Origin of the sequence: Spelaeicoccus albus, assembly GCF_013409065.1 — a bacterium.
Classification (GTDB): Bacteria; Actinomycetota; Actinomycetes; order Actinomycetales; family Brevibacteriaceae; genus Spelaeicoccus; species Spelaeicoccus albus.
This window is the reverse complement of sequence record NZ_JACBZP010000001.1, coordinates 3,861,707-3,886,874: the sequence shown is the minus strand read 5'-3', so window position 1 is coordinate 3,886,874 and position 25,168 is coordinate 3,861,707. Positions and strand designations below refer to the sequence as shown.

24 protein-coding genes and 1 riboswitch are annotated in these 25,168 nt (G+C 66.1%); of the genes, 16 read left to right on the top strand and 8 right to left on the bottom strand.

From position 1 onward, the window contains the following. Complete coding sequence (gene rplQ, locus BJY26_RS17995; RefSeq protein ID WP_179429545.1) at positions 1–600, top strand: 50S ribosomal protein L17; 600 nt, start codon at positions 1–3, stop codon at positions 598–600. Positions 601–640: 40 nt separating this feature from the next. Beyond that, entirely contained in the window at positions 641–1,291 is a 651-nt protein-coding gene (locus BJY26_RS17990) for a hypothetical protein (RefSeq protein ID WP_179429544.1), read from the top strand. 60 nt (positions 1,292–1,351) lie between these two features. On the opposite strand, the gene purU is transcribed toward BJY26_RS17990, so the two are convergent. After that, positions 1,352–2,215 carry a formyltetrahydrofolate deformylase gene (gene purU / locus BJY26_RS17985; RefSeq protein ID WP_237248899.1) on the bottom strand — a complete coding sequence of 288 codons (864 nt, stop codon included), beginning with the start codon at positions 2,213–2,215 and terminating at the stop codon, positions 1,352–1,354. A 52-nt stretch (positions 2,216–2,267) separates the two neighbouring features. Further along, positions 2,268–2,353: riboswitch (ZMP/ZTP riboswitch) on the top strand. 174 nt (positions 2,354–2,527) lie between these two features. Here purU and BJY26_RS17980 point away from each other — a divergent pair. Continuing rightward, positions 2,528–3,409, top strand: a complete 882-nt coding sequence (locus tag BJY26_RS17980; protein WP_179429543.1) for a bifunctional methylenetetrahydrofolate dehydrogenase/methenyltetrahydrofolate cyclohydrolase — start codon at positions 2,528–2,530, stop codon at positions 3,407–3,409. A gap of 101 nt (positions 3,410–3,510) precedes the next feature. Here BJY26_RS17980 and BJY26_RS17975 read toward each other — a convergent pair whose 3' ends face one another. Then, positions 3,511–3,984, bottom strand: coding sequence for a GNAT family N-acetyltransferase (locus BJY26_RS17975; protein WP_179429542.1), 474 nt, complete (start codon positions 3,982–3,984; stop codon positions 3,511–3,513). 152 nt (positions 3,985–4,136) lie between these two features. On the opposite strand from BJY26_RS17975, the gene BJY26_RS17970 reads away from it, so the two are divergent. The 5 genes from BJY26_RS17970 to BJY26_RS19665 are packed head-to-tail and all read left to right on the top strand — an operon-like array spanning position 4,137 to position 9,204. Further along, positions 4,137–4,931: an exodeoxyribonuclease III gene (locus BJY26_RS17970; RefSeq protein ID WP_179429541.1), complete on the top strand. Its 795-nt coding sequence runs from the start codon at positions 4,137–4,139 to the stop codon at positions 4,929–4,931. A 13-nt stretch (positions 4,932–4,944) separates the two neighbouring features. Continuing rightward, positions 4,945–5,841, top strand: a complete 897-nt coding sequence (locus BJY26_RS17965; protein WP_179429540.1) for a PfkB family carbohydrate kinase — start codon at positions 4,945–4,947, stop codon at positions 5,839–5,841. 36 nt (positions 5,842–5,877) lie between these two features. Further along, positions 5,878–6,399, top strand: a complete 522-nt coding sequence (locus BJY26_RS17960; protein ID WP_179429539.1) for a 2'-5' RNA ligase family protein — start codon at positions 5,878–5,880, stop codon at positions 6,397–6,399. Positions 6,400–6,457: 58 nt separating this feature from the next. Next, positions 6,458–7,618: a YihY/virulence factor BrkB family protein gene (locus BJY26_RS17955; RefSeq protein WP_179429538.1), complete on the top strand. Its 1,161-nt coding sequence runs from the start codon at positions 6,458–6,460 to the stop codon at positions 7,616–7,618. Further along, positions 7,615–9,204 (top strand): helix-turn-helix domain-containing protein, encoded by a 1,590-nt coding sequence (locus tag BJY26_RS19665; RefSeq protein ID WP_179429537.1) that lies wholly within the window; start codon positions 7,615–7,617, stop codon positions 9,202–9,204. The genes BJY26_RS17955 and BJY26_RS19665 overlap by 4 nt, the downstream gene beginning before the upstream one ends. Here BJY26_RS19665 and pgi read toward each other — a convergent pair. The 6 genes from pgi to sdhC form a co-directional block, all read right to left on the bottom strand. Next, the gene (pgi, locus tag BJY26_RS17945; RefSeq protein ID WP_179429536.1) at positions 9,201–10,838 is read right to left on the bottom strand and encodes a glucose-6-phosphate isomerase; all 1,638 of its coding nucleotides are present in this window, start codon (positions 10,836–10,838) and stop codon (positions 9,201–9,203) included. The two genes, BJY26_RS19665 and pgi, sit on opposite strands and share 4 nt — an antisense overlap. A gap of 16 nt (positions 10,839–10,854) precedes the next feature. Beyond that, positions 10,855–11,379, bottom strand: a complete 525-nt coding sequence (locus BJY26_RS17940) for a DUF1697 domain-containing protein (protein WP_179429535.1) — start codon at positions 11,377–11,379, stop codon at positions 10,855–10,857. Between the two features lie 181 nt (positions 11,380–11,560). Continuing rightward, positions 11,561–12,355 carry a succinate dehydrogenase iron-sulfur subunit gene (locus tag BJY26_RS17935; protein WP_179429534.1) on the bottom strand — a complete coding sequence of 265 codons (795 nt, stop codon included), beginning with the start codon at positions 12,353–12,355 and terminating at the stop codon, positions 11,561–11,563. After that, on the bottom strand, positions 12,355–14,115 hold the full coding sequence (gene sdhA / locus BJY26_RS17930) for a succinate dehydrogenase flavoprotein subunit (RefSeq protein ID WP_179429533.1): 1,761 nt from the start codon (positions 14,113–14,115) through the stop codon (positions 12,355–12,357). The genes BJY26_RS17935 and sdhA overlap by 1 nt, the downstream gene beginning before the upstream one ends. Positions 14,116–14,123: 8 nt before the next feature. Beyond that, on the bottom strand, positions 14,124–14,576 hold the full coding sequence (locus tag BJY26_RS17925; protein WP_179429532.1) for a succinate dehydrogenase hydrophobic membrane anchor subunit: 453 nt from the start codon (positions 14,574–14,576) through the stop codon (positions 14,124–14,126). Between the two features lie 4 nt (positions 14,577–14,580). Then, positions 14,581–14,958 carry a succinate dehydrogenase, cytochrome b556 subunit gene (sdhC, locus tag BJY26_RS17920; RefSeq protein WP_179429531.1) on the bottom strand — a complete coding sequence of 126 codons (378 nt, stop codon included), beginning with the start codon at positions 14,956–14,958 and terminating at the stop codon, positions 14,581–14,583. A gap of 287 nt (positions 14,959–15,245) precedes the next feature. Between sdhC and BJY26_RS17915 the strand changes: the two genes are divergently transcribed. From BJY26_RS17915 to BJY26_RS17880, 8 genes are all read left to right on the top strand, one after another. Next, on the top strand, positions 15,246–16,403 hold the full coding sequence (locus BJY26_RS17915; RefSeq protein ID WP_179429530.1) for a mannose-1-phosphate guanylyltransferase: 1,158 nt from the start codon (positions 15,246–15,248) through the stop codon (positions 16,401–16,403). A 304-nt stretch (positions 16,404–16,707) separates the two neighbouring features. Then, positions 16,708–17,874, top strand: a complete 1,167-nt coding sequence (locus BJY26_RS17910; protein WP_218852805.1) for an amidohydrolase — start codon at positions 16,708–16,710, stop codon at positions 17,872–17,874. 221 nt (positions 17,875–18,095) lie between these two features. Beyond that, on the top strand, positions 18,096–19,175 hold the full coding sequence (locus BJY26_RS17905) for a BMP family lipoprotein (protein ID WP_237248900.1): 1,080 nt from the start codon (positions 18,096–18,098) through the stop codon (positions 19,173–19,175). Positions 19,176–19,278: 103 nt separating this feature from the next. Beyond that, positions 19,279–20,853 carry an ABC transporter ATP-binding protein gene (locus tag BJY26_RS17900; RefSeq protein ID WP_179429529.1) on the top strand — a complete coding sequence of 525 codons (1,575 nt, stop codon included), beginning with the start codon at positions 19,279–19,281 and terminating at the stop codon, positions 20,851–20,853. After that, positions 20,850–22,085 (top strand): ABC transporter permease, encoded by a 1,236-nt coding sequence (locus BJY26_RS17895; RefSeq protein WP_179429528.1) that lies wholly within the window; start codon positions 20,850–20,852, stop codon positions 22,083–22,085. The genes BJY26_RS17900 and BJY26_RS17895 overlap by 4 nt, the downstream gene beginning before the upstream one ends. Further along, positions 22,082–23,380 carry an ABC transporter permease gene (locus BJY26_RS17890; protein ID WP_179429527.1) on the top strand — a complete coding sequence of 433 codons (1,299 nt, stop codon included), beginning with the start codon at positions 22,082–22,084 and terminating at the stop codon, positions 23,378–23,380. The genes BJY26_RS17895 and BJY26_RS17890 overlap by 4 nt, the downstream gene beginning before the upstream one ends. Before the next feature lie 7 nt (positions 23,381–23,387). Then, positions 23,388–23,813 (top strand): cytidine deaminase, encoded by a 426-nt coding sequence (locus BJY26_RS17885; protein WP_179429526.1) that lies wholly within the window; start codon positions 23,388–23,390, stop codon positions 23,811–23,813. Further along, positions 23,806–25,104: a thymidine phosphorylase gene (locus BJY26_RS17880; protein ID WP_179429525.1), complete on the top strand. Its 1,299-nt coding sequence runs from the start codon at positions 23,806–23,808 to the stop codon at positions 25,102–25,104. Before BJY26_RS17885 ends, BJY26_RS17880 begins: the two co-directional genes overlap by 8 nt. Positions 25,105–25,168: the final 64 nt, after the last annotated feature.

Below are 25,168 nucleotides of genomic sequence, written 5' to 3'. Positions count from 1 at the left end.
ATGCCTACGCCTAGCAAGGGACCGCGTCTCGGGGGCGGCCCGGCGCATGAGCGCCTGCTGCTGAACAACCTGGCCGGCCAGCTGTTCGAACACAAGCAGATCACCACGACCGTGACGAAGGCCAAGCGCCTGCGCCCCGTCGCCGAGCGCATGATCACGTTCGCCAAACGCGGCGATCTGGCCAGCCGGCGTCGCGTGCTCAGCCGCATCTCGGATCAGGGCATCGTGCACGTGCTGTTCACCGAAATCGCTCCGGCGGTCGCGAATCGTGACGGCGGATACACCCGGATCACGAAGATCGGGCCGCGGAAGGGCGACAAGGCGCCGATGGCCGTTGTGGAACTCGTGCTCGAGCCACTGAGCGCCAAGAAGGCGACGGTTGCCGAAGCCGAGGCCGCGACCAAGCGCAGCGCCAAGGACGAGGCTCCGGCACAACCGGTCGACGAGTCCGAAGCCGCCGAGTCCGAAGAGGCTCCGGTTGACGAGGCCGAAGAGGCTCCGGCTGCCGAGTCCGAAGAGGCTCCGGCTGACGAGGCCGCCGAGACCCCGGCTGCCGAGTCCGACGAAGACGGCGACGCGTCGTCCAAGGACGACGCGTAACGAGGCCGTGAGAGCCCGAAACGCTCCGAGGCGCCCGCACATGATGTGCGGGCGCCTCCTGCGCGTCCGGGCCGGCATGATGATCGCCGCGGCGCTGGCGTTGGCCTCCTGCGCGGGCGGTCAACACGCAAACGGCCCCGAGACTCCTGCCGGCACGGACACTCAATCCGGCAGCGCTCGGGGCGGCCCCACGGCAACGGACACGCCGTCCGGGGCACCGACGCACGCGGCCAACGTTCCGGACGCCGTCCGGCCGGGAACTTCGCAGACCGCCGGCAAGGCGGCAGTCATCGCCGCCGGGGGGTCTGTGCTGCGCGTGACCATCACATCGCGCAAGGGCAAGCGTGAACTGCTGCTCGACCAGCCCGAGTTCGGCGATTCGCGGATGGTGCCGACCTATGTCACGTTGACTGTGACGAACGTCGGGAAGGACGCCGCGCGGCCGATGGCCGAAGTCATGCAGGGTTTTGTGCCGGAAGAGTCCAATGGCGCCGAAATGATGCAGACGGCACCCTTGCCCCACTTTGCGCCCTGCACGGGGCATGCCGTTCCGCAGGCGTTGAAGCCCGGACGTAAATACGTCACGTGCCGGGTGGCGGTGTCGAAGCGCGGCCACCCGCTGGCCAAGGTCATTTTTCGCGGACAACTCGGCGGGAAGTATTACAACAGTCCGGTCGTCTGGACGATCTAGCCGCCGCACCGGCCGTTCCGCGGGGCGGGGGAGCCGAGCGCACGCGGGACCGGCCGCGAGTCAGCGGAAGACGACCGTCCGGTCACCGTCGAGCAGTACGCGGCCCTCGGCATGCCACCGCACGGCATGACTGAGCGTGCGTGCTTCGATCTCTTGGCCGAGCGAGACGAGGTCGGAGGTGCGGAACTGGTGCGTGACGCGCGCAACGTCTTGTTCAATGATCGGGCCCTCGTCCAAATCCGGCGTGACGTAATGCGCCGTCGCGCCGATCAGTTTGACGCCGCGCGCGTGCGCCTGGTGATACGGCTTGGCGCCCTTGAAGCTCGGCAGGAACGAGTGGTGGATATTGATCACCCGCCCATGCAGGCGCCGGCATAGCTCGGGCGACAGGATCTGCATGTACCTGGCCAACACGACGAGCTCGACGTTCAGGCTTTCGACCAAGCCGGTGATGCGCCGCTCGGCTTCGGCCTTTGTGCCCTCAGTGACGGGCACGTGCACGAAATCCACGCCGTAGAACTCGGCAAGCGGGGCCAGATCGGGGTGGTTGCCGACGACTGCCGCCACCTCGATGGGCAGCTGCCCGGCCCCTTGCCGATACAGCAGATCGTTCAGGCAATGCCCGGCCTTCGACACCATGATGATCGTTCGCACCGGCCGCCCGACGGTGTCGAGCGCCACGTCCATGCCGAACTCGGCCTCCACCTGGCGGAGCGCCCGGGCGAGGTCCTCCGAGGACGGGCCGCCGCTGAACTGCAACCGGAGAAAGAAGTGCTCGGAATCCGCGTTGCCGAACTGCTGCGATTCGGTGATATTGGCCCCGGCGCCGGCCAGAACGCCGGTGACGGCGTGCACGATGCCGGGACGATCGGGGCATGAAATTCGCAGGACTCGTTGGTGCTGCATCCGGTCGGGTGAGTTCATCGCTTCATGGTATCGACAGGTCGTAGCAGCGCTGCCGTGGCGGTTGCTAGACTGTTGCCGTCGCGACCGGCGTTTGGATGGATCACCATCGAGGAGCGGCAAGGTTGGATTCATCTGTCGTTCGCCTGGGCCGATGAAGGATCTCCGTCATCCACACGATGACAGCCCACGACCGACCGCCCGGAGGAGAAACGCCCCGATGACCAATCCGCCCCACGCACCGTCGATCGCAGCGCCGACCGTGAAATCGACCCGCGCAGCCAACCCGGTAGCGCAAACCGAACTCCACCCGGGATCGGAGAAGTGGTAACCATGACCGCAGACATCCTCGACGGCAAGGCGACGGCGGCCGCCATCAAGGCCGAGCTGACCGAGCGGGTGGCCGCGTTGAAGGCCGCGGGCGTCCGGCCGGGTCTCGGCACGGTCCTGGTCGGCGACGATCCGGGCTCGACATGGTACGTCAACGGCAAGCACAAGGACTGCGCCGAAGTCGGCATTGCGTCCATCCGCCGGCATTTTGCCGACGACGTCGCGCAAGAGACCGTCTTGGACGCCATCGACGAGTTGAACGCCGATCCGGACTGCACCGGCTATATCGTCCAATTGCCGCTGCCGGCGCACATCGATCAGGACGCCGTCCTGTCCCGTATCGACCCGGCCAAGGACGCCGACGGTCTGCACCCGGTGAATCTCGGCAGCCTCATGCTCAACGTGAACGGCCCGCTGACCACGCCGCTGCCGTGCACGCCGCGCGGCATCATCGAGCTGTTGCGTCGCTACGACATCGAACTGGCCGGCCGCGACGTCGTCGTCCTCGGCCGCGGCATCACGGTGGGCCGATCGATCGGCACGCTGCTCACGCGCCGCGAATACAATGCCACCGTCACGCTCACGCACACCGGCACCCGTGACCTTGACGCGCACCTGCGCCGCGCCGACATCATCGTGGCCGCGGCCGGGTCGCCGGGCATCGTGCACGCCGGCAACGTCAAGCCCGGCGTCGTCGTCCTGGACGTCGGAGTCAGCAGGCGGACCGATCCGGAGACCGGCAAGTCGAAAATCGTCGGCGATGTGGCGCCGGACGTCCAGGACGTGGCAGCCTGGCGTTCGCCGAACCCGGGCGGGGTCGGGCCAATGACCCGCGCGCTTTTGCTGGCCAACGTGGTCGACGCCGCCGAACGTTCCCTCAACTGACGCTCCCGCGCCACCGTATGCGTCGAGTGGCGGCGAACGGTCGCAAAATCAACGATTTTGCAACCATTCGCCGCCACTCGCGGTAAGGGACGGCGCCGGCGTCAGTCGGTCGAATCGAGCGACAACTCGAACAGCACCCTGTCCTGGCCGGGGCCGGCATAGTCGCTGACGAGTTCGGCGCGGTACCCCATCGCCGAGTGGAACGCGATCGAGGAGGCGTTGTCGGGCACGGTGGTGGCCTGGATGCTGGTGGCGCCCTCGGCTTCGGCCTTGCTGGCGAATTCACCGTAGAGGCTTCGGCCGATACCGGAGCCGCGCGCCGAGGATTTCGTGGCGACCAGATGGATGTACGCGTGCCCGTTCGCCGGCACCGAGCCGAGCAGGTAGCCGACCGTTTCGCTGCCGCGCCGGGCAATCAGGCCGTCATGGGCGAATTGCCGGAACCACACGGGTTGATGCTGTTCGCTGAGATCCTTGCCGTCCCAGAACTCGCTTTGCGCCGAAATCAGGAAGTCGCGCAGATCCTGACCATCGACCTCGTCCAAGGGGACGATTGAAATGTCGCCGTCAGCCATACTTCACCGCCTTGTGTCGCTTCAATCCTATGAAGGATCTCTTCAGGGATAGTCGTCATTCCAGTAAAGCCTGGATACTTCGATTATGGTGCACCGGGGCACGTATTCACATACTTCGTGACAGATTCGATGCCTATGGCAGGATGGGAATCATGCTGCGAATCGCCTCCGTCAACGTCAACGGCGTCCGAGCCTCCTGGAGAAAGGGGATGCCGGCATGGATCGATCGACGCGATCCCGACATCCTCGCACTGCAAGAGGTGCGCGCGCCCGATGAGATTGCTCACGAGCTGCTCGAAGGTGCCGGATTCCACGTGGCGCATACGGCCGCCGAGGCCAAGGGCCGGGCCGGCGTGGCACTTGCATCAAAAAAAGCGATGGAAGAAAGCCGGATCGGAATCGGCGACTCGTACTTCGACACGTCCGGGCGATGGGTCGAATCCGATTTCCGCATCGGTGACAAGAATCTGACGGTCGTCAGCGCCTATGTGCATTCGGGCGAGGCCGGCACCGAGAAGCAGGACGACAAGTACCGGTTCCTCGATGCCCTGACGGTGCGCCTCGGGCAGCTGCGCTCGGCCGGCGGATACGCGCTGGTGGTCGGCGATCTGAACGTCGGCCACACCAAGCTCGACATCAAGAACTGGAAGGGCAACACCAAGAAGGCGGGATTCTTACCGGAAGAACGCGCCTACTTCGACAAGTTCTTCGGCGAACTGGGCTGGGTCGACGTGGCCAGGCGGCACGCCGGCCAGGTCGACGGCCCGTACACGTGGTGGTCGATGCGCGGTCAGGCATTCGACAACGACACCGGCTGGCGCATCGACTACCAAATGGCCACTCCGGAACTCGCCGAGCTGGCCGTCGACGTGTCCGTGGACCGTGCGCCGTCGTACGCCGAACGCTGGAGCGACCATGCGCCGCTGATAGTCGACTACGATCTGTGATGGGCGTGCCGCGATGACCAGGAGAGCGTTGGCGATCGGGGACGCGCTGATTGACGAAGTACGCACCGACACGGTCGTTGGCCGGCATCCGGGCGGCGCTGCCCTCAACCTGGCCGTCGGCATGAGCATCCTCGGCCTGCCCACGACACTGGCCGGGATCGTCGGCGACGATGCCGACGGCCGCACGCTCGGCAGCTTCCTGGAGGGGCACGGCACCGGCCTGATCGCCACTCGCGGCCCCCACGGCACCGGTATCGCCGTCTCCGACCGCACCGAGAGCGAACCGCGCTACGAATTCAACGCCGCGGTGCGCGAGCGCGCGTTCTACTTCGGAAATGAGCTGCGTGACGCCGCCGCGCACGCCGGCGTCGTGGCCGTCAACTGTTTCCCGCTGGACAACGCCGACCAGGCAAGCCAGTTGGCGGATCTTCTCGGCCGGACACGCGGACTTGTCGCAGTTGACCCGAACCCCAGACCCGTGCTGATGACGGATGTGCCGGCCTTCCGTCGCGGGTTTGAAAAGATCGCGGCCCTGGCCGATATCGTCAAATTCAGCGACGAGGACGCCGCATTGATGTACGGACGTGATGCCGGCGACGTCGCTGCCGGCGTGCTGGAATCGGGGCGGACGCAGGCAGTTCTGCTGACCGAAGGCCGCGCCGGAGGACGGATCGTGCTGCCCGGCGGGGTCGAGTTCACCAGTCCGATCGCGACGCTGCCCGGCCCGATCGTCGACACCATGGGCGCGGGCGACGCAACACTTGCCTCGGTCCTTGCCGGTGTCATGCGCGGCGCCGTCGACGAACGGCGTCCGCTGGCGGGCCGGGACTGGCAATCGCTGCTTGACGACGCCATGAGAGTTGCGGCCGCCACCTGCCGGCACATGGGCGCAACGCTCCGGACGCCGTGATCGGACGTCGCGATAAGATGCCCCTATGGGGGAATCATGACCGCAACACGCACGCTCGGCGTTGCGCTGCACATTCCCAAGCCCTATGGCGGGCGATTACAGGAATGGCGTCGATCATTCGGCGATCCGCAGGCTGACAGTATTCCCACGCACGTCACCCTGTTGCCGCCCACACCCGTGGCCGAAGCCGACTGGAATCCGGTGATGGACATGCTGGCGGCGATCGCGGACAACTATTCGCCGTTCATCGTGGGGCTGCGCGGGACCGGAACCTTCCGCCCGGTATCGCCAGTGGTGTTCGTCGCGATGGCCCGCGGAATCGCCGACTGTCAAACCTTGTCGACCGCCATCCGGACCGGGCCGCTCGACATCGAACTGTCGTTCCCGTACCACCCGCACGTGACGGTCGCCCACAATCTGACCGATGAACAGCTTGACGTGGCCGAGGCGTCGTTGTCCGACTACGAATTGACGTTCATGGCGCACGGATTCGGCGCGTACCGGCACGACGACGACGGCCAGTGGCGGTTGACCCGCAGCTTCGACTTCGGGCCCTAACGGCCCGGCGCCGCGAAATTCCCCGGCGGGAGGCATCCGGCGACCTAGACTGGTGGGCATGCCCTCGACCGACCTGACCGCAGACCTGGATACCGCCCCTCCCCAGACCCGGCCGCCGGCCGTCGACCTGGCCGCGCTCACCCTGCGCGCCAATCGCGTCAACGCCGACCCGGGGGCGAGCCCGCTGAAGAAGCGCATGGCGACTATCGAAACTTGGCTGCCCGTGCGGGCCTACCGGCATTATTCGGGATGCCGCGGCAACCAATTCGCCGCATCGATCGGCTATTTCGGCCTGTTCTCCGTCTTTGCCATGCTCGCAGTGGCAATCAGCGTGTTCGGGTTCGTGCTGCGCGACAATCCGGACCTGCGCCAGCGCGTGTTCGACGAGATCGGCAAATCCCTGCCCGGCCTCGGCGACTCGGGAATGCTTTCGCAAAAGAACGGCATGAACACGTCCGGCCTGACCTTGGGCGTCGTCATCGGCGGCGTGTCGCTGCTGCTGACGGCAACCGGGTGGATGAACGCACTCAGCCAAGGCATCCGCGCCGTCGCGCTCCGCCCGGTCGCCGGCGGCAACGCGTTGCTGGGCAAGGTGTATCAGATAGTCGTCATGGTCGTGCTCGGCATCGTCGTCCTGCTTTCCGCGGCCTCGTCGTTCGTGACGGGGTTCGCCAAGTCGGCGTTGCAAACGCTCGGTATTGACTCGGCGTGGGCCAACGCCGGGGTGGTGGTGCTGTCGCTGGCAATCGCCCTGGCCCTCGACACGCTCGTGGCGTATGCCTTGTTCCGGTTCGTCGGCCGGCTGCGGGTCCTGAACAGATTGGCCTGGGAAGGCGCGCTGATCGCCGGGATCGGGTTCAGCGTGATCAAATATTTCGGGTCGGCGCTGCTCGGCAAGGCCACCTCGAATCCGCTGCTGGCCTCCGGAGCGACGTTGGTGGGCCTGTTGATCTGGTTCAACCTGCTCGGCCGTGTGATCCTCTTGGCAGCCTCCTGGACGACGTTGCGCTTTTCCGACGGCCACGTGTTCGAAAGGGCGCGTGAGCTGGCGGAGCAAGAACTGAACGACGGCCGCGGCCCGCTGCCCGGCCGCAAGGGAGCACACCGGGCCGCAACGGCCACCGGTGTGCTGATCGGAGCCGGGGGCGTGCTCGGCGGCGCCGCAGCGGTGCGGGCGTGTCGCCGTGCGCTGGCCGTCTTCCGGCGTGACGGTCCGTGAGGCGCTCTTCCGGGGCCGTGCCGGATGGCCGGGCCGCGGACGGCGTCCCGCTCAGTCGGCTCGTCGACGCACTGGGGGAGCGGCTCATCCACCGCCGGTTCACCGTCGACTCGGATCCGTTCGTCACGTCCGTGGCGATTGCCGAACCCGGCGACCGGCTGGAGCGCGCGGACGGCGTGCTGGTCCTGCTGGTCGGCGTCCGGGGACGGGACGCCGCACCGGCCATCACAGCCTTGGCGGACGCCGGACCGGCCGCGATAGCCGTCAAGGGTACGCCCGGCGAGCTGGCACGCCTCGACGTCGCCGCGGCGGACTCCCGAACCGCCCTGCTCGGCGTCCACCCGGACCTGCCGTGGCACCGTCTCGAGGCGTTGGCCGCGGATCTCGTCGGCGCCGCGCCGGCCTCGGACGCCCCGAGCATCGACCTGTTCACGCTTGCCGAGACCGTTGCGCGGATCTGCGGCGGACCGGTGAGCATCGAAGATGCCGGTTCGGCGGTCCTGGCGTACTCGAGCTCCGGCGACGAAGTCGACGACTTGAGACGTTTGTCGATCCTCGGGCGGCAAGGTCCGCGCGCCTACCTCGACCGGCTGGCGGCACTCGGCGTGTACGACAGTCTCCGATCCGGCCAGGCAATCGTGCACGTGGCCGAGCACCCGGAATTGGGCATCAAGGCCCGCACCGCGGTGGGCGTGCGGCACTCGGGCACCTATCTGGGGACCGTGTGGGTGCAGGGGACGCCGGCACCGGGATCCGAACCGGCAATGCTCGGCGCGGTGCGGCTCATCGGCGCGTTGATGGCAGCCGGCTGGACCGGACGAGCGGCGTCGTCGTTGGTATACGACGATGCCTTGGCCGACGCGCTGGACGGCGGTGACGTCGACCTGGCACGGATCGCCGGCGTCCCCCCGGCTTCGCGGCTGCTCATCGGCGTCATCGAGGCGGTCCCGGACGGCGTCGAATGGGGAAGCGCCGGCCTGGTACGCTCGGCAGCGATCAACGAGCTGGCCGTCCGGGCCGCCTCGTCCCGTAAGACGGTCATGCTCACGGAGCGGGATGGACAAATCGTCATCGGCCTGGTGAAGGCCGGCGACGGCGACACCGAGTGGATGGCCGGGGCCGTCCGGGCCGTAGCCGCGCACCTGCGCCGCGCGTTTGCCGCCCGCGTTGTTGCCGGCATCGGCGGCATCCGACCGGTCGGGGAGGTGCTGCAGTCGTATGCGCTGGCCGTCTCGGCGCTGGCGCTGCCGGACGACGGCGATCCGGTGCGGGACTCACTGGCCCGCTCAAGTGAAATCCTGCTGGCGCGTTTACTGGGCCGGCTGCGCGCCGACCCGGAATTCACCCATCCGGGTATCGACGAGTTGGTCCGGGCCGACCCGGACGCGGCCGAGTCGGTGCTGGACTTTCTCCGGATGGGCGGGTTTGCGGCGGCCGCCGAGCATCGAGGCGTGCACGTGAACACCGTGCGCCATCGCGTCCGCCGTGCGGCCGCCATCACCGGCCTGGACGTGACGGGCGACGACAAGCTCATCGTGGAACTGCTGCTGCGCGCCGCCCTTGCGAGGCGCGACGAGGACGCCTAGCGGCGTCCGCGCTGCGAGCGGTATCTGGCGATCAGGGAGTCGGTGGACGAATCCTGGTCCGCCGGGGAAGGCTCGTCGGTGACAAGTTTCGGCTCGAGCTGTTTGGCCATGACCTTGCCGAGCTCGACTCCCCATTGATCGAACGAGTCGATACCCCAGATGGTGCCTTCGGTGAACACGATGTGCTCGTACAGCGCCACCAGCTGGCCGAGCGTGGACGGCGTGAGCTTCGGCGCCAGAATCGACGTCGTCGGGTGGTTGCCCGGCATCACCTTGTGCACGGCGACGCTGGCCGGCACCCCTTCGGCTTCGACCTGTTCGCGGGTGCGGCCGAATGCCAGCGCCGCGGTCTGCGCGAAGTAGTTCGACATGAACAAATCGTGCATCTCGCCGATTTCGTGATTCGGCTCGGAGAACCCGATGAAATCGGCCGGAATCAGCTTGGTGCCCTGATGGATGAGCTGGTAGAACGCGTGCTGGCCGTTCGTGCCGGGCTCGCCCCAAAAGATTTCTCCGGTCTGATAGTTCACCGGCGAGCCGTCCGCCTGCACCGACTTGCCGTTGCTTTCCATCGTCAGCTGCTGCAGGTAGGCCGGAAACCGGTGCAGGTACTGCGAATAGGGCAGGACTGCGTGCGTCTGGGCGCCGAGGAAATTGTTGTACCACACGTTCAACAAGCCCATCAGCATCGGCACGTTGCGTTCGGGTTCGGTGGTGCGGAAGTGCTCGTCGATGGTGTGGAAGCCGGCGAGCATGTCGTGGAAGGCGTCCGGGCCGATCGCCACCATGACGCTCAGGCCCACTGCGGAGTCGAAAGAGTACCGGCCGCCGACCCAGTCCCAGAAGCCGAACATATTGGCGGTGTCGATGCCGAACTCGGAGACGCCGTCGCCGTTCGTGCTGACCGCGGCGAAATGCTTGGCCACTGCGGACTTGTCCGACTCGTCCAGGCCGAGGCCGGCCAACAGCCACGACCGCGCCTCGGTGGCGTTCGTGAGGGTCTCCAAGGTCGTGAACGTCTTGGACACGACGATGAACAAGGTCGTCTCGGGGTCCAGATCGGCAAGCGTGTCGTGGATGTCGGTCGGGTCGATATTGGACACGAAGCGCGCCCGGATGTCCGAATCGAGGTACGCGCCGAGCGCTTCGTAGGCCATCACCGGGCCGAGGTCCGAGCCGCCGATGCCGATGTTCACGACGGTGGTGATGGGCTTGCCGGTGTGGCCGGTCCACGCGCCCGAGCGCAAGCTGTCGGCAAACTCGGCCATCCTGTCCAGGACGGCGTGGACGTCGCCGACGACGTCCTGCCCGTCGACGGTGAGCGACTGCGTGCGCGGCGCCCGCAACGCGGTGTGCAACACGGCGCGGTCTTCGCTGGTATTGATGTGTTCGCCGGCGAACATTGCCTGCACCCGGCCCGGGACTCCGGCTTCACGGGCCAGGTCGGTCAGCAGCGAGAGCGTCTCGGTGGTGATGAGATTCTTGGACAGGTCGACGAAGAGGTCGCCCGCGGAAAATCCGAGATCGGCCGCGCGTGCCGGATCACCGTCGAACAAGTCGCGCAAATGCGTGTCCGTGACGCTTGCCCGGTGGGATTCGAGCGCCTGCCACTGACGTGTCGAACTGATATCCATGCCGAAGTACCCCTTTTTATGTCGTGTAACCGGCGAGCTTTTCTATCGTATTGATGTTGCGGACCGTGACCGCAGCCACCCCGAGGATCCGCTCCAGCCGATCGGCCCCGAGCTTACTGCGTGCCTGCCCGTTCACGTAGTCGGCAATGAGGTCGTCCCCGGCGGCCCGGACGTCTTCCGGATATTCGGAGAAGGCGACGGCCGGGTCGGCGGCCGTCGGCTCGGACAGGAAGATCCCGACGAGCATTTGGGGCTCGGCGTCCGGAAATTCGCGTCGGGCCGCGGAAGCGACGTCCACAAGCCGCGTCAATGAACGGACTATCACCGGGGGAGTGAACCCGACCGCTGCGGACAGCGCCCGCTCCACGTCGCGGGCAGTCGCCTCGTTGCCGCCGGAGAACAACAGGTTCCCGCTCGTGCCGATCGTCCGGACGTCGTTCAGGCCCAGCCCGGTCGCCAGGGCACGCAGGTCCGCCATCGGCACGCGGGCGTGGCCGCCGACGTTGATGCCGCGCAACAGTGCCGCATGGGTAGGGGCCATGAGCGCCAATCTACCGTGTCGAGTACGGCGCGCCGTCACGCGCCGCGGCCGCACGCCCCTGTGCGCCCCGATCCCTGCACGACACGTCACTGCGCCGCCACCGGGGTGCCCGATGACGGCGCAGGAGCTGGCGTGCCGGGCGGCGCGCCCGGAGTGCGGCTTCTTTTTTCAGTCGTACGAGTTAGAACGAACGGCTCAATATTGCTTGCTTGACTTCGGAGATCGCCTTGGTCACCTGGATGCCGCGCGGGCACGCTTCGGTGCAGTTGAACGTCGTCCGGCACCGCCAGACGCCTTCCTTGTCGTTGAGGATCTCCAAGCGCATGTCGGAGGCCTCGTCGCGGGAGTCGAAGATGAACCGGTGCGCGTTCACGATGGCGGCCGGGCCGAAGTACTGCCCGTCGGTCCAGAACACGGGGCACGACGAAGTACAAGCCGCGCACAAAATGCACTTCGTGGTGTCGTCGAAGCGTTGGCGTTCTTCGGCCGACTGGATGCGTTCGCGCGTCGGCTCGTGGCCGGACGTGACGAGGAACGGCATGATCTCGCGGTACGACTGGAAGAACGGCTCCATGTCGACGATGAGGTCCTTTTCCAGCGGCAGACCCTTGATGGCCTCCACGGTGATCGGCTTATTCAAGTCGATGTCCTTGAGCAGCGTCTTGCAGGCGAGCCGGTTCCGACCGTTGATGCGCATGGCGTCCGATCCGCACACGCCGTGCGCGCACGAGCGGCGGAAGGACAGTGATCCGTCGATCTCCCATTTGATCTTGTGCAGGGCGTCGAGCACGCGGTCGGTGCCTTGCATCGTCACTTGGTAGTCCTCGTAGTGCGGCTCGGAATCCGTTTCCGGGATGAACCGCGCAATGCGCAGCGTGACGTCGAACGTGGGAATCTCGCCTCCGCTGCCGCCGACGGACGCGGGGAGGTCTATCTTGGACGCCGGCTCGGCCGGCTGCGGTGAATCGGAACTCATCAGTACTTACGCTCCATCGGCTGGTAACGGGTGACGACCACCGGCTTGGTTTCGAGCCGGATGCCCGGTATTCCCTCCGATGTGGCGTCGGGGTCCCGGTAGGCCATCGTGTGGTGCATGTAGTTTTCGTCGTCGCGTTTTTCGAAGTCCTCGCGGAAGTGGCCGCCGCGCGATTCCTTGCGGTGCATGGCGCCGGCGGTCATCACCTCGGCGATCTGCAGGAGGAAGTTCAACTCGACGGCCTCGAGGAGATCCAGGTTGAAGCGCTTGCCCTTGTCCTGGACGACGATGTTCTTGTACCGCTCGCGCAGCGCCTCGATGTCGTCAAGGGCGCGTTGCATGGATTCCTTGGTGCGGAACACCTGCATATTGGTGTCCATGGTCTCCTGCAGGTCCTTGCGGATCGCAGCCACCCGTTCGGTGCCCTGTCCGCTCAAGAGCCCCTCGAGAAGTTCGGACGTGAACGTTTCCGGCGATTCGGGGAGCTCGACGAAATCGACCGAATTGGCGTATTCGGCCGCCGCAATTCCGGCACGCTTGCCGAACACGTTGATATCGAGCAGCGAGTTGGTGCCGAGCCGGTTGGCGCCGTGCACGCTGACGCACGCCACTTCGCCGGCCGCGTAGAGGCCCGGAACCTTGTGATCGTTGTCGGCGAGCACTTCGGCCGAGATATTGGTCGGTACGCCGCCCATCACGTAGTGGCAGGTGGGGAACACCGGCACCGGCTCGGTGTACGGCTCCACGCCCAGGTAGGTGCGGGCGAACTCGGTGATGTCCGGCAGCTTGGCATCGATATGCGCCGGCTCCAGGTGCGTCAGGTCGAGCAGGACGTAATCCTTGTTCGGTCCGCAACCGCGGCCCTCGCGTACCTCGTTGGCCATTGACCGGGCGACGATGTCGCGCGGGGCCAGGTCCTTGATGGTGGGGGCGTAGCGTTCCATGAAGCGTTCGCCCTCGGAATTGCGCAGGATGCCGCCTTCGCCGCGCGCCGCTTCGGACAGCAGGATGCCGAGGCCGGCAAGTCCCGTCGGGTGGAACTGCACGAACTCCATGTCCTCGAGCGGAATACCGTGCCGGAACACGACACCCATGCCGTCACCGGTGAGCGTATGCGCGTTCGAAGTGGTCTTGAACACCTTGCCGGCGCCGCCCGTGGCGAAGATGACCGACTTGGCCTGGAACGTGTGCAATTCGCCCGTGGCCAGTTCGTAGGCGACGACGCCGGCCGGACGCTTGTGTCCGTCCACTTCGGTCATGATCAGGTCGAGCACGTAGAACTCGTTGTAGAACTCGACCTCGCGCTTGACGCACTGTTGGTAGAGCGTCTGAAGGATCATGTGGCCGGTGCGGTCGGCCGCGTAGCACGAGCGGCGCACTGCCGACTTGCCGTGATCGCGGGTGTGCCCGCCAAATCGGCGTTGGTCGATCTTGCCTTCCGGGGTGCGGTTGAACGGCAGCCCCATCTTTTCCAGATCGAGCACGGCGTCGATGGCTTCTTTGGCCATGATCTCCGCGGCGTCCTGATCGACAACGTAGTCGCCGCCCTTGACCGTGTCGAACGTGTGCCATTCCCAATTGTCTTCTTCGACGTTCGCCAAGGCGGCGCACATGCCGCCTTGGGCCGCGCCGGTGTGCGACCGCGTCGGGTACAGCTTGGTCAGCACCGCCGTCCGCGCCCGGTCGCCCGATTCGAGGGCGGCGCGCATGCCGGCGCCCCCGGCGCCGACGATGACGACGTCATAATGATGAACCTGCATTGAATCTCCTAGTGCGCCTGGCAGATCGAGGGGAGCAGATCAGCCGCGGCGCCGTGCGGGCAGGGGCTGAACGTGAAGATCACCAGGGTGCCGAGCACCACGATGATCATGGCGGCCAAGTACAAGAATCCCTTGAGCCAAAGCCGTGCCGTGTCCCGCTCGGCGTAGTCGTTGATGATGGTGCGGATGCCGTTGGTGCCGTGCAGCATGGCCAGCCACAGCATCAACAGATCCCAGATCTGCCAGAACGGGTTGGCCCACTTGCCGGCGACGAATCCGAAGTCGATGGCATGGACGCCCTTGCCGACCATCAGGTTGACGTAGAGGTGGCCGAAGATCAGCACGACGAGGACGACGCCGGACAGGCGCATGAAGACCCAGGCGAGCATTTCGAATTTGTTGCGCGTGGACTTGTGCCTGTCGTACCCGCTGCGCGGCGTGGCGATAACTGGTGCGCTCATGACCCTAACCCCCGAACACGTTCATCAGCTGACGCGGCAGGAAGCCCGCCATCGTCACGACCCACAGTGCCAAGACGATCCAGAGCAACAGCCGCTGGTGTTTCGTCGCACCCTTCCAAAAGTCAACGGCGATAATGCGCAGGCCGTTGAACGCATGGAACACGATGGCCGCGACCAGCGCGCATTCACCCAGTCCCATGATCGGCGTCTTGTACGTTCCAATTACGGCGTTGTACGCCTCGGGCGATACGCGAACAAGCGAAGTATCTAACACGTGAACCAAGAGGAAGAAGAAAATTCCGACACCGGTTACTCGATGAGCAACCCATGACCACATTCCCTCATGGCCCCGGTAGAGAGTGCCCGTCGATGCTTTCGGCACGGACCTTCCTCCATCGAAATCATTTCAGCCACCATGCCGCGAACGGCCGGGAACTTTCCCGGCGCCTGCGACGTCTTACCTATCCACTGTAATGACCGAACGGACCGTTCCGACCACCGGCATGGCCCAGGTGTGGAAAATCTCATCGATTCTTGCGTATTTCCTGGCAATCGGCTTATCCGTGCAGATGGCGGCCGATTTTCGGGATGAAAACTTTGCGTAAATAGGGTGAATTCGCCGGGTGAAAGGGCGCATCCGGCGCGAAAGCTGGACTAGGGTGAGGTGCCATGACCGACCAATTGAGTGAGCAAATGTCATCGTGGCGTCAACATCCGGCGCTGGCGCATTTCCACGCAATCATCCCGGCCGGCGGCTCGGGCACGCGGCTCTGGCCGCGGAGCCGGGCCGGATCGCCGAAGTTCCTGCACGACCTCTTGGGCACCGGCAGGTCGCTGCTGCAAGCCACGTGGGACAGGGTGGAGCCTCTCGTCGATGCCGACCGCATCATCGTGGTCACCGGACACGCCCACGCCGACGCCGTCCGGCGTCAGCTGCCGGATCTGCCGGCCCGCCATCTGCTGGCCGAGCCCGAGCCGAAGGAATCGGCTGCGGCGATTTGCCTGGCCGCTTTCGTCATTGTGCAATCCGATCCCGACGCCATAGTCGGTTCGTTCCACGCCGACCACTCGATCACCAATCCGTACGGCTTCCGCGACGTCGTCCAACAAGCGCTCGATGCGGCAGTGGACGGCGATATCGTCACCGTCGGGATCACGCCGACGCAGCCGGCCACCGGGTACGGCTATATCGAGGTGGGCGATCTGCTGGGCCGCCCGGGCGCACCGTTCGCCCGGCGAGCAAGGGCGTTCGTCGAAAAGCCGGACGCCGATACGGCCCGGCAATACATGACCACCGGACGCTACCGCTGGAATGCCGGCATGTTCGTGGCTCGCGCCGACGCATTGCTGGGCCAGCTGGAGGTCAGCCAACCCGACCTCTACGCCGGACTCGAGGAGATCGCCGGCGCCTGGGGCACCGAGGCATGGGACGACGTGTTGGCCCGCGTGTGGCCCGGCCTTCCGAAAATCGCCATCGACTACGCGGTGGCCGAGCCTGCGGCTGCCGCGGGTGCCGTGGCCGTGGTCCCGGGCGACTTCGGGTGGGACGACGTGGGAGATTTCGCGTCGGTATCCCGGCTGCGCCAGCCGGTTCCGGGCGAGGCCAGCGCGGTCACCGTCGTCGGCGAAGGGGCCGAGGTGGTGTCGACGGACGCGTCCGGCGTCGTGGTGTCGGACCAAAAACGGCTGGTGGCGCTGGTCGGTGTCGAGGACGTCGTCGTCGTCGACACGCCCGATGCACTCCTCGTCACCACTCGTGCCCGGGCGCAGTCGGTGAAGGACATCGTCGAAGAACTCAAAGCTCAAGGGCGCACGGATCTGCTCTGACCGCCGTCCCGCCCGGCCTCAATCCGCCGTCCCGCCCGGCCTCAATCCGCCGAACTCGCCCGTCGCCCTGGAACCGCGTCGCCGAGTGGTGGCGAATGGCTCTCCCCTTCCGCCGAGTGGTGGCGAATGGCTGCGAAATCGCCGATTTCGCAGCCATTCGCCACCACTCGGCGAGGGCGGGGCGGCGGAGCACTGGCCCAGGATGTCGAAATGTGACATGCGCTGCCGCGACGGCCGCAACGTATCGTAATCTGAGGTCGTGAGCGCACAGTCCGCCGGCACCACGGCCGCCGCACGGCCGCAATTGCCCAAGATCGCCGATGTCCTCGCGCCCCGACACGCCGAATTGCTGGACTTCCGCAGGGATCTGCACCGTCACCCCGAATTGTCCAACTCCGAACATCGCACCACGGCAAGGGTCGTCGAGGCTCTGGAAACCGCCGGTCTGGACCCCGTCGCGCTGAAGGGCACCGGCGCTTTCGTGGACGTCGGCGACGGGCCGATCGTCCTTGCGATCCGCGGAGACATCGACGCGCTGCCGCTGCAGGACCTGACCGGTGAACGCTTCCGTTCGACCAATCCGGGCGTCTCGCATGCGTGCGGTCATGACTACCACACGACGTCCGTGCTGGGCAGCGCTTTGCTCCTCGAGGACATCCGCAAGCGCGCGGGCGACCTCGGCGGCCGCGTGCGATTCATTTTCCAGCCCGCCGAAGAGGTCACGCCGGGCGGTGCGCTCGGCGTGATCGAACAAGGAACGCTGGACGGCGTGCCGCGCGCGCTTGCGCTGCATTGCGATCCGAACGTGGACGTCGGCCGCATCGGCTGCCGGATCGGCGCCATCACTGCGGCCGGGGACACGGTGCGCGTCGTCCTGCGCGGTACCGGGGGCCACACGTCCCGGCCGCATTTGACCCAGGACCTCGTCTACGCGCTGGCGCAGGTGGCCTCGCAAGTGCCGTCCGTGCTGCAACGCCGCATTGACGCCCGGCATGCAGTCTCGCTCGTGTGGGGGATGATCAGCTCGGGGGTGGCGCCGAACGTCGTCCCCGGCATCGGGAGCATCTCCGGCACACTGCGTTGTCTCGATGTGGACGGCTGGCATCAGGCTGCCGAACTGTTGCCGCAGATCGTCGAGCAGGTGGCCGGGCCGTACGGCGTCGAGGTCGAACTCGACCATAAACGCGGCGTCCCGCCGGTCGTGAACACGGAGGACGAAGCGACGCTGTTGGAAAACGCGGCCCGCTCCGAACTCGGCGCCGGCAGCGTGCAATTGACGCCGCAGTCGATGGGCGGCGAGGACTTCGCCTGGTACCTGACGCGCGTGCCCGGCGCCATGGCCCGACTGGGAACCCGGACGCCGGGCGGGCGCACCTTCGACATCCATCAGGGCGACTTCGACGCCGACGAGCGCACCCTCGAATTCGGCATCCGCACGCTCACGGCCGCCGCGCTGAGCGCCCTGCAGTAGCCACCGGGCCGCAAAACGCGTCGCCGCGCCAGGAACGCCCCGTCATGACGGCGCGGGCTATACGGCGCGCCGCGTTTTGCGGGAGGGACCGCCGAACATCACGATTTCGCCACGGAGGTATCCACTCCTTGCGGAACTACGATAGATTGGGCCGCGCTTCATACACATCCTTGCCTCTCGCGTTGCCTGAGCGAAGGCAAACTTCTGGAGGACAACGAACTGTGAAAAAACAAGTGAGGGCGGTCGCCATTCTCGCGTCGGTGGCAATGATGCTGACGGCGTGCGGCGAGGCCCCCGATAAATCGAGCGGCAAAGAGGCCGGCGGCGGCAACGACTTCCTCGGATGCATGGTGTCCGACTCGGGCGGCTTCAACGACCAGTCCTTCAACCAGGCCGGTTACGACGGCCTGATGCAGTCCAAGAAGGACGGCATCGTGACGAAGACGAAGACCGCGGAATCGAACTCCGAGGCCGACTTCACGCCGAACGTGACGCAAATGGTCAACCAGGGCTGCGACTTGACCGTCACCGTCGGCTACCTGCTGGCCAGTGCCACCGAAAAGGCAGCCAAAGCCAATCCGAAGAGCAAATTCGCGCTGATCGACACAACGCTGAAGACGCCGTTGAAGAACGTCAAGCCCATCGAATTCGACACGGTGCAGGCCGCGTTCCTCGGCGGATACCTGGCCGCGGCCGAATCCAAAACGGGCACTGTCGGAACGTTCGGCGGCCAGAAGATCCCGTCCGTGACGATTTACATGGACGGCTTCGTCAAGGGCGTCAATTACTACAACAAGGCCAAGCACAAGAACGTCAAGACCATCGGCTGGAACGTCAAGAAGCAGGACGGCACGTTCACCGGCGACTTCACCGATGCGTCCAAGGGCAAGACCGTGACGAAGAACCTGATCAGTCAGGGCGCCGACGTGATCCTGCCGGTGGCCGGGCCGGTCGGGGCCGGAGCGGCAGCTGCGGCGCTGGCCCACAAGGGGACCCACCTCATGTGGGTCGATTCCGACGGATACAAGTCACTGGACAAGAAGTACCGCCCGCTGTTGATCACCAGCGTGGAAAAGCAGATCGGCAACTCCGTCGAGTCCGTGCTGAAGGCCACGGCCAACGGCAAGTTCAGCAATGAGCCGTACGTCGGCACGCTGAAGAACGGCGGCGTCGGACTGGCTCCGTACCACGATTGGTCGAGCAAGATCAGCTCGGAGACGAAGAGCGAGATCAAGTCGTTGACAAAGAAGATCGAGGACGGCTCGTTGAAGGTCACCTCGCCTTCGACTCCGAAGTCCTGATCGACCCGGTGCGGCCGGGGAGGGCAACGGCCTCCCCGGCCGCACCGACGTCACGAAAGAAAGAACTCACTATGACGCGCGACTTGAAGCGTGTGACAGCGGCATGAAACTCGAACTCAAGGGCATCACCAAACGTTTTGGCAGCCTGGTGGCCAACGATCACATCGACGTGACTGTGGAGCCCGGCGAGATCCACTGCCTGCTCGGCGAAAACGGCGCCGGCAAATCGACGCTGATGAACGTGCTGTACGGCCTGTACCAGCCGGACGGCGGGCAGATCCTCGTCGACGGCAAGCCCGTGTCGTTCGGCGGGCCCGGCGATGCCATGGCCGCCGGGATCGGCATGGTGCACCAGCACTTCATGCTCATACCCGTGTTCACCGTTGCCGAGAACGTCATCTTGGGCAACGAGCCGGTCAGGGGTGGCGGGTTTCTCGACCTGGCCGCCGCCCGGAAGAAGGTCCGGGAGATCTCCGACAGGTACAACTTCAACGTCGATCCGGATGCCCTCATCGAAGATCTGCCCGTCGGCGTTCAGCAGCGCGTCGAGATCATCAAGGCGCTCGTTCGCGACGCCCGGGTGCTCATCCTCGACGAGCCGACGGCCGTACTCACGCCGCAGGAAACCGACGAGCTCATCGACATCATGCGTCAGCTTGCCGACTCCGGCACGTCCATCGTGTTCATCACGCACAAGCTGCGAGAAGTGCGTGCCATCGCCCACACGATCACGGTGATCCGGCTCGGCGCAGTGGTCGGACAAGCCGACGCCGATGAGGACGAAGCGGCGCTGGCCGCCATGATGGTGGGCAGGTCGGTGAGCTTGCGCGTGTCAAAGAACGCCCCCGAAGTGCGTCCCGGAGAATTCACCGTTAAAGGGCTCACCATCGTCGACGACTCGGGCACCGTCGTCGTCGACGATTTGAGCATGTCCGTGCGCGGCGGCGAGATCCTGGCGGTCGCCGGCGTCCAGGGTAACGGGCAGACCGAACTGAGCGAAGCCATTCTGGGGCTGCGTTCGCATCACCGCGGGTCGATCGTGCTCGACGGCAAGGAGCTGCTCGGCCTGTCACCGGCCAAGGTGCTGGCATCCGGCGTCGGTTTCGTGCCGGAGGACCGCAGCGAGGACGGCCTCGTCGGTCAGATGTCGATTGCGGACAATCTCGTGCTGGATCGCATCCGCACTCCCGAATTCGCGTCCGGGATCGCCTTGAAGGGGAAGAAGGTCGCAGCGAACGCGGGCGAGCGGATCAAGGAATTCGACATTCGCGCGCCCGGACCGAACGCTTCGGCCGGTCAACTCTCGGGCGGTAATCAGCAAAAAGTCGTGATGGCCCGTGAGCTGTCACGCTCGTTGAAACTGTTCCTTGCCTCGCAGCCGACCCGCGGTGTCGACGTCGGATCGATCGAATTCTTGCACAAGCGCCTGATTGCCGAACGCGACCGCGGCACGCCCGTCGTGATCGTGTCGACGGAGCTGGATGAAGTGCTCGCGCTGGCCGACCGGATCGCCGTCATGTACCGCGGCAAGATCGTCGGCATCGTCAATGGTGACGTCGATCGCGACGTTCTCGGCCTGATGATGGCCGGCGCCAGCGTCGAACAGGCCGAGGAAAGCGTGCGGAACCGCCCGGCGACGTCCACATCGGCCGACGAGATCGGCGGAGGTGTGCTGTGAACGATCAGAAAACCGACGACGCGCCGGACAAGAAGACCGAGACGGCGCGGAAGACCGACAAGAACACCTTCGGTGCCACCTTCCTGCGGGAGCTGAAGGGCGGCTCGGCCACCCTGACGCTGTTGTCGATAGTGCTTGCCCTGGCCATCGGCGCGGTGCTCATCGCGGCGTCCGACGACGACGTGACGGCGGCGGCGAAATACTTCTTCGCCAGGCCGGGGGACACGTTCGCGGCCATCGGCGACTCCGTCGGCGGCGCGTACGCGGCACTGTTCCAGGGTTCAGTCATCAACTTCAGCGACTATACGGTGCTGCGTGCCCTGGAACCGCTGGCCGACACGCTCACGTACGCCACACCGCTGATCGCCGCGGGGCTCGGCGTGGCGTTGGCGTTCCAGGCCGGACTGTTCAATATCGGCGCGCAAGGCCAGATCATCCTGGGCGCCGTCTTTGCTGCTTATATTGGCGGCAACCTTCACATGCCGCCGGTCGTGCAGGTCGGCGTGGCGGTGATCGCCGGCCTGGTCGGCGGTGCTCTCTGGGCGGGGATCGCCGGATATCTGAAAGCCAAGACCGGCGCGCACGAGGTGATCGTCACGATCATGCTCAACAACGTCGCATTGTTCCTTGTGGCCTACCTGCTGACGACAAGCGTGTTCCGCAGGCCCGGACGCACCGACCCGATCGGCCGGATCATCGAGCCGAACGCGCTGCTCTACCGGTTCTTCGGCCAGTCGTCGCCGCATTTGACGAACTTCGGGATCGTCTTGGCGCTCGTGGCCGCCGCGATTGTCTGGTGGCTGCTGAACAAGTCGACCGTCGGCTTCACCTACCGCGCCGTCGGCTTCAACCCGGCGGCCGCTCGTACTGCCGGCATGAGCGTCGAACGCAGCTACATTTCGGTGATGATGATCGCGGGTGCGCTGGCGGGGCTGGCCGGTGCCACCGAGGTCCTCGGCACCCAGCAGACCCTGACGACCGGAATCTCCGGGTCGATCGGGTTCGATGCCATCACGGTCGCGCTGCTCGGCAGGTCCAAACCGGTCGGCACGGTGCTGGCCGGGCTGCTGTTCGGTGCTTTGAAGGCCGGCGGCGTCGTCATGCAGGCGCAGACCGGCACGGACATCGACATCGTGCAGGTGGTGCAGGCCCTCGTGGTGTTGTTCATCGCAGCGCCGCCCCTGGTGCGCACCATCTTCCACCTCAAAGCTTCGAAGGAGGCACGGGCATGACGAACGAGACCGTCACCGAGCCGACCCCGGACGCGCCGCTCAGCGAGACGGCGCGCACCGAGTCGACCCGCTCGCTGCGCGCCCCGATCGTGTACGCCGTCCTCGGTCTGGCCGCGCTCATCCTCTTCGGACTGACGAGCCCGGGGGACCAGCACTCGACATTCGGGCTGTCCGAGTCGTCGGACTTCTTCCAGTTCTCCCCGCTCGGCGTGCCGTCGAAGTTGACGGCCGTTGCCCTGGGCATTGTGTGCCTGGTCATCGCCGGATACTCGCTTGTCGCGACGATTCGCCACAAGACGGTGCCCGTCGTGCTGCCGTATGTGTTCGGCGTCGCGTGGGTATTGGCCTTCCTGGTGTGGGCAATTGCCGGCAAACAGATCTCGTTCGTCTCGCTGATCCAAGGCTCCCTCATCCTGGCCGTGCCCCTCGTGTTCGGATCGATGGCAGGCATCCTGTGCGAACGGTCCGGCGTGGTCAATATCGCCATCGAAGGCCAGCTGCTTGCCGGCGCGTTCTTGTCCGCGGTCGTCGCCACCATCACGAACAACAACTGGGTGGGCCTGCTGGCCGCCGTCGCGGCGGGCGTTGCAGTGTCGGCGCTGCTTGCCGTGTTCACCATCAAATACGCCGTCAACCAGATCATTGTGGGCGTTGTGGTCAACGTGCTGGTGCTCGGGCTGACGAGCTTTCTGTACAGCCAGGTGCTTGCCGACAACGGCGACAAATTCAACAATCCGACCGGGTTCGGGTCCCTCAAGATCCCATTGCTCGGCGATATCCCGGTGATCGGGCCCATCGTGTTCGACCAGACGGTGATGGTGTACATGATGTACGTCGTCGTGATCGTCTTGAACGTCGCGCTGTTCAAAACCCGGTGGGGTTTGCGGGTGCGCGCCGTGGGCGAACATCCGCAGGCCGCCGACACGCTCGGGGTCAAGGTCAATCGCACGCGCTATTTCAACGTGCTGCTGTCCGGGGTCGTCGCGGGAATCGGCGGCGCCTTCTTCACCCTCGGATCGAACATTCCCTTCGACAAGGAGATGACTGCCGGCAAGGGGTACATCGCGCTTGCCGCAGTCATCTTCGGCAGGTGGAACCCGGTCGGCGCCTTCTCGGCCGCGTTGCTGTTCGGCTTCGCCGACAACCTGCAGAACATCCTGGGGATCCTGCGCACGCCGTTGCCGAGCGAGTTTTTGCAGATGGCGCCGTACCTGGCGACGATCTTCGCGGTGGCCGGCCTGGTCGGCAAATCCCGGCCGCCGGCCGCATCCGGCGAACCGTACACGAAAGGCTAGGGCCCTGATGGACGTCCGGTGGCAGAGGTTGATCGACGCCGCCCACGAAGCGATGGAGCACGCGTACGCACCGTATTCGAACTATCCGGTCGGCGCCGCCGCGCTGGTGTCGGACGGACGGATCGTCTCCGGTTGCAATGTGGAGAACGCCGCGTACGGCGTCACGCTCTGCGCCGAATGCGGTCTGATCTCCGAACTGGTGCGCGGCGGCGGCGGAATGCTCGAACAATTCGTGTGCGTTGACGGCCGCGGCGAAATCCTGATGCCGTGCGGGCGATGCCGGCAGCTGCTCGCCGAGCATGCCGCCCCCGATTTCGCCGTCCGCACGGTCGCGGGCACCACCACCATGGAGGGCCTGCTGCCGGACGCGTTCGGCGCCGTGGACCTTCGCCAACGGGGCAATCCGGACAGTAAAGGGGCCCGGCATGAGTGAGAAATTCGACGCGGTCGACGTCATCCGCACCAAGCGCGACGGCGGCTCGCTGGACCCGGCCATGATCGATTGGGTCATTGACGCCTACACGCGCGGCGCCGTCGCCGAAGAGCAGATGTCGGCGCTGCTCATGAGCATCTTCCTGCGCGGCATGAACGCGGCCGAGATCTCCGGGTGGACCGGCGCCATGATCCGGTCCGGCAGCCGCCTCGACTTCGGATCGCTGCGCCGGGACGGCAAGCCGCTGCCCACCGCCGATAAGCACTCGACCGGAGGAGTGGGCGACAAGATCACGTTGCCGTTGGGGCCGCTTGTCGCGTCGTACGGCGTGGCCGTGCCGCAGCTGTCCGGCCGTGGTCTCGGGCACACCGGCGGCACCCTGGACAAGCTCGAATCGATCCCCGGGTGGCGGGCCGACCTGACGAGTGCCGCGATGACGACGCAGCTCGAGGACGTCGGCGCGGTCGTCTGCGCGGCGGGAGCCGATCTGGCGCCGGCCGACCGCAAACTCTATGCCCTGCGCGACGTCACCGGCACCGTCGACTGCCTGCCGCTCATTGCGTCGTCCATCATGAGCAAGAAGATCGCCGAGGGCACCGGGGCGCTGGTGCTCGACGTCAAAGTCGGCTCCGGTGCGTTCATGAAGACCCGGGACGACGCGGCAGCGCTTGCGCGCACCATGGTCGACTTGGGCAGGGACGCCGGGGTCGCCACGGTCGCGTTGCTGACGGACATGTCGACGCCGCTGGGGCGCGCCGTCGGCAACGCCGTCGAAGTGGCCGAAGCGCAGGAGGTGCTGGCCGGCGGCGGGCCGTCCGACGTCGTCGAGCTCACCGTCGCGCTGGCGGTCGAGATGCTGGAAGCGGCAGGCGTGAGCGGCGTCGACCCGGCCAATGCGCTGGCCGATGGGCGAGCCATGGACACGTGGCGGCGCATGATCGCGGGCCAAGGCGGAGATCCGGACGCCGCATTGCCGGCCGCGCGAGAGACCGACGTGGTCGTTGCCGAACGAGGCGGCGTGATCGAACGTCTGGACGCGCTCGCGGTCGGCACTGCCGCCTGGCGGCTCGGCGCCGGCCGGGCCCGCAAGGAGGACGACGTGCAGGCGGCCGCCGGCATCACGCTTCATGCCAAACCCGGCGACCGGGTGACGGCCGGGGACCGGTTGATGACGCTGCACTCGGACACCCCCGAGACATTTTCCCGGGCCCGCGAATCGTTGAACGGATCCGTGACGTATTCCGAGACTCCCGCCTCGCCGATACCACTGATCCTCGGCCGCGTCGCGTGAACGCGGCCGAGCGTCGTCCGACGGCCGGGCACGCATAGAATGACACTGTCTATCCAACGAAGGT